This is a genomic window from Paraburkholderia sp. SG-MS1, from assembly GCF_012275575.1.
In the GTDB taxonomy this organism is placed as follows: Bacteria; Pseudomonadota; Gammaproteobacteria; order Burkholderiales; family Burkholderiaceae; genus Paraburkholderia.
Genome location: NZ_NPIH01000178.1, coordinates 1 through 4,440, shown reverse-complemented (window position 1 = coordinate 4,440; position 4,440 = coordinate 1). Strand labels below are relative to the sequence as shown.

Here is a 4,440-nt window from a genome sequence, read left to right as displayed (position 1 = left end):
GGACCGGCCTGCTCCCCTCACCGCCAATCCGGCGTACTGCCGCGCCCGTCCCTGGCGCAGCCGCACATCAGCTGATCCGTTCACCGCGTAAACAGCTCATAAAGCGCGGCAACATGCGCATCGACGCTCGGGTCGTACACCAGACTCTCGAGCGGCCGCGCGATCCGCGCGCCGCCTGCGCCCGCCCGCTCCACCGCCTGTGCGATCGCGCGCTCGAAACTTCCGCCAGACTGCCTCGAGAACTCGATCTTCGCCGCGCCCGTGACGGTCTCCGCCGAGCCGACGTTGTCCGCGATCACGAGCGGCGTGCCGCACATCACCGACTCGACGCCGACGAGACCGAACGGCTCGTACGCCGACGCGACGACCGTGAAGTCGGCGGCCGCGAACAGCTTCTCGATCTCCTTGCTGTAGCCGACGTAGCGAATCGTCTCACTGGTCTTCGGCACCGGCCGCCCCGCGACGACAAGGCACACCGGCAGCGTGGTCCGCGCGAAAAACGCCTCCAGCAGCGGGTAGCCTTTGCGCTCGTGACTGGTCGACGAGAACGCGAAGATCACGCGGTCTTGGGGCCAGTTGAACTGGCGGCGCACCGCCGCGCGGGCTTCGTCGGTGAGCGGCTGGAAGCGCGCGGTGTCGACCGGCGGATAGATGACGTCGATGCGCTCCGCCGCCACGCCGTAGAAGCGCTGCAGCTCGCGGCTCATCAGTTGCGAATGCGCGATGATCGAACGCGCCTGCGTGTAGACGCGCCGCTCCATGTCGATCTGCCACTCATCGCTGCGCCGCGCGTTGCGCCCCGCGGCTTCGAGTGAGCCCGGATGCGTGCCGCCGCACAACGCGACATCGGCCTGGGTGGAGTGATTGATCGAAAACACGCAGGCGGGGCGGTGCCGTTTGAGCCGCTGCTTCAGCCGCCAGTCGAACGCGAGGTTGCGCAGCTTGCGCGGCGCCCAGCGCACGTTCAGCGGCTGCGCGTCGATCCAGGCCGCTTCGGGCAAGCTTTGGTCGATTTCGCGGGCGAACAGCGTCGGACGCAAGCCCATCCGATGCAGGCCGGCGATCACGTCGCGCGTATAGCGTTCGGCGCCGCCGCTGTTTTTCAGCGCCTGGGTGGTCAGTGCGATGTCGGTGAGTGGACGGCGGGTCGGGTCGGACAAGGATCGGATCTCGGTGATGGGCGCTCGCGGCGCACCTGCGGCGTCGGGCGGGTTGCACGCGGGCATGGACACGCGGTGCCGCGCGAGCCGGTTGGTCGAAAGCAGCGGCAATTGTAAAGGATGCCTGCGGCGACGCAGCGGATCGAGGCCGCACCCCCGCAGCCGCGTCTGCACCGATTAAAATCTAGCCCAATCGCACCCGCTCCGACTCCATGACCGATAGCCTGCCGTCTCACCCGTCCCCCGCAGCGCCGTATGCCGCGCCGGGCACCGAACGCCCGCTGGTCACGATGCTGCTGATCGCCTACAACCAGGCCGCACAGATCGGCGATGCCGTGCGCAGCGCGCTCGCGCAGACCTATCAGCCGCTCGAAATCATCATCTCCGACGACGCGTCCAGCGATGCGACGTTTACCGCGATCGAAGCGGCGCTCGCCGGCTACCACGGCCCGCATCGGGTGATCACTCGGCGCAACGCGGCCAACCAGGGCATCAGCGCGCACCTGTCGCAAATCGCGCAACAGGCGCACGGAGAGCTGCTGTTCGTCGCGGCGGGCGACGACATGTCGGCGTCGACGCGCTGCGAGCGGGTGGTGGACTTCTGGCTCGCACACGAGCGCCGCCCCGATCTGATCGCCACCGACCTCGCCGACATGGACGAAGCAGGCCACGTTCACGAGCGGCTGAGCCCTACGGAACTCGACACCTATCGTAGTTTCGACGACTGGCTGGCGGCCCGCCCGTGGCTGATCGGCGCGGCGCATACATGGTCGCGGCGGCTGTTCGAGCGCTTCGGGCCGATGCTGCCGGGCGCCGCGGCCGAAGATCAGATCATGGTGCTGCGCGCGATCCTGTCGGGCGGCGCCATGAGCCTGCGCGAGCCGCTGGTGCGCTACCGGCGCGGCGGACTGTCGCGCAAACGCCGCTATGGTTCGGTGGATGAGCTGATCGCGCGGATGCGCCAGAGCAATCGTCACGGACTGGCGGAACTGGCGCAGTTGCAGCGCGACGCCGGGGTGGCCGGTGTGGGCGAACGCATGCGCGCGGCGATGGCTCCCAAGCTCGCACGTGAGCAGTTCATCCACGCGATGTTCGAGGCAGGCAGTCTAGGCGAGCGTATCGGCTTGCTGCTGCGCAGTGCCGGGGTGAAGCTCGGGCTGCGCATTCGGATGTTTCTGTACGCGAGCTGTCCGGCGGTGTACGCGCCGGGCATCTGGCTCAAGCGCGTGGTGCGCAAGGACCGTCGCTGAAATCGCGCGTTGCAATTGAGGCGCGCCACGCGACGCACGATGCCGGCCGGAAGATGAAAAGTGTTTTCCCGTTCAACGGGGCGATGAAGACGCGACGCTCAGCCGCCAGACCGGGCGTCGCTCGAGCCGGTCTGATCAGGCCGCGTTCTGCTGGAACTGGATGCGGTGCAGATGCGCATACAGCCCATCCTGCTTCAGCAATTCCCGATGGCTGCCGCGCTCGACGATGCGCCCCGCTTCCATCACGAGAATCCGGTCGGCGCGCTCGATCGTCGACAGACGGTGCGCAATGACCAGCGTCGTGCGGCCCTTCATCAACGTTTCCAGCGCGGACTGCACGTGGCGCTCGGATTCGGAATCGAGCGCGGAAGTGGCTTCGTCGAGAATCAGGATCGGCGCGTCCTTGTAGATCGCGCGCGCAATCGCCAGACGCTGCCGCTGGCCGCCCGAGAGCATCATGCCGTTGTCGCCCACGAGCGTCTCGATGCCGTTCGGCATCGCCTCGACGGTGTCCCACAGGTTGGCGGCGCGCAGTGCCGCCCTGACCTTCTCTGCATCGGCCGTCTGACCGTACGCGACGTTGTTGGCGACCGTGTCGTTGAACAGCACCACGTCCTGGCTCACCATCGCGATCTGGCTGCGCAGCGCGTGCAGGTCGTATTCGGGCAGCGGCACGCCGTCGACCAGAATCTGGCCGCCGGTCGGATCGAAAAAGCGCGGCAGCAGATTCACCAGCGTGGTCTTGCCGCTGCCCGACGGGCCGGCGAGCGCGACCATTTCGCCCGGCGCCACCTCGAACGACACGTGATCGAGCGTATGGCGGTTATGCGTGGCGCTCGTGCCGTTGGTGCTGTAATTGAACGACACGTCGCGGAACTCCACCTCGCCGCGCGCGCGCTCGAGCGGCTTGCCGCCGCCTTCCGGCTCGGAGGGCTCGTCGATCAGACCGAAGATCAGCTCGCAGGCCGTCATGCCGCGCTGCAGCGGCTGGTTCACGTCCATCAGATGCTTAAGCGGCGAAATGATCAGCAGCATCGACGTGACGAACGCGACGAAGCCGCCCACGGTGGTCTGGTCCGACGACGACTGCACCACCGCAATCGTGATCACGACGGCGAGCGCGATCGACGCGAGGAACTGCGTCAACGGCTGTGCGAGACCACCGGACACCGTCATGCGCATCGCGTAGCCGCGCAGGCGCTTGCTCATGGCCGTGAAGCGGTCGATCTCGTACTGCTCGCCGTTATGCACCTTGACGACCTTGTAGCCGCCCACCGTCTCTTCGACGATGTACGACAGCTCGTTGGTCAGCAGCTGATGTTCGCGGTTCAGGCGCCGCAGACGGCGATTGATCTTGCCGACCAGCCAGCCGATTCCCGGCAGCAGCACCGCGACGATCAGCGTCAGCCGCCAGTTCAGATAGAACAGATAGCCGAGCAGAAAGATCACGGTCAGCGAGTCGCGCACGAGCGTCACCATCACGCTCAGCAGCACGTTGAGAATCTGGTTCACCTCGAACACGATCGCGTTGATCACCGTGCTCGCGGTTTCGCGCTGGAAAAACGCAACGCTCGTGTGGATCATCCGGTTGAACATCGTCAGACGCAGGTCGAGCAGGATCTTGTTCGACACGTACGCGAGCAGATAGCCGGATGCGTATTGCGACACGCCGCGAATCAGCGCGAGGCCGATCACCGCGACCGGCACGAACCACTTGGCGTTGTCGCTCGCGTGCGCGCCAAAGCCCTTGTCCAGCAGCGGTTTGAGCAAGGCCGGGATGGCGGCGTCGGTGCCGGCGCTGACGGCCATCGCGACGATCGCGCCGACCACCACCCACAGCAGCGGCTTGATATATGGCCACAGGCGCCGGAAGACGACGGCCGGCGACGACGCCTCACCTGAACCGATGGGTTTGCTTAACGTTGGCTTCGCGCTCAAGGAATCCTCTGTGAATGCGGGACAGCAACCGCGCAGCGCACCGGACGGGCGCCGCGGGAATAACAAAAAAGAGCATTGTAATCGGTTGGGGG

Annotated in this window: 3 protein-coding genes; 1 reads left to right on the top strand and 2 read right to left on the bottom strand. The window is 66.5% G+C overall.

Going from position 1 to position 4,440, the window contains the following annotated elements:
* Positions 1–80 precede the first annotated feature (80 nt).
* Positions 81–1,160 carry a glycosyltransferase family 4 protein gene (locus tag CIC12_RS14000; RefSeq protein WP_238812598.1) on the bottom strand — a complete coding sequence of 360 codons (1,080 nt, stop codon included), beginning with the start codon at positions 1,158–1,160 and terminating at the stop codon, positions 81–83.
* A gap of 212 nt (positions 1,161–1,372) precedes the next feature.
* Between CIC12_RS14000 and CIC12_RS13995 the strand changes: the two genes are divergently transcribed.
* Positions 1,373–2,410, top strand: coding sequence for a glycosyltransferase family 2 protein (locus tag CIC12_RS13995; protein WP_168664697.1), 1,038 nt, complete (start codon positions 1,373–1,375; stop codon positions 2,408–2,410).
* Between the two features lie 135 nt (positions 2,411–2,545).
* On the opposite strand, the gene msbA is transcribed toward CIC12_RS13995, so the two are convergent.
* Entirely contained in the window at positions 2,546–4,348 is a 1,803-nt protein-coding gene (msbA, locus tag CIC12_RS13990; RefSeq protein WP_168664696.1) for a lipid A export permease/ATP-binding protein MsbA, read from the bottom strand.
* Positions 4,349–4,440: the final 92 nt, after the last annotated feature.

Bases quoted from the DNA above. Each gene is read 5' to 3' on its own strand.
- CIC12_RS13995 (WP_168664697.1), top strand. From the start codon at position 1,373: ATGACCGATAGCCTGCCGTCTCACCCGTCCCCCGCAGCGCCGTATGCC.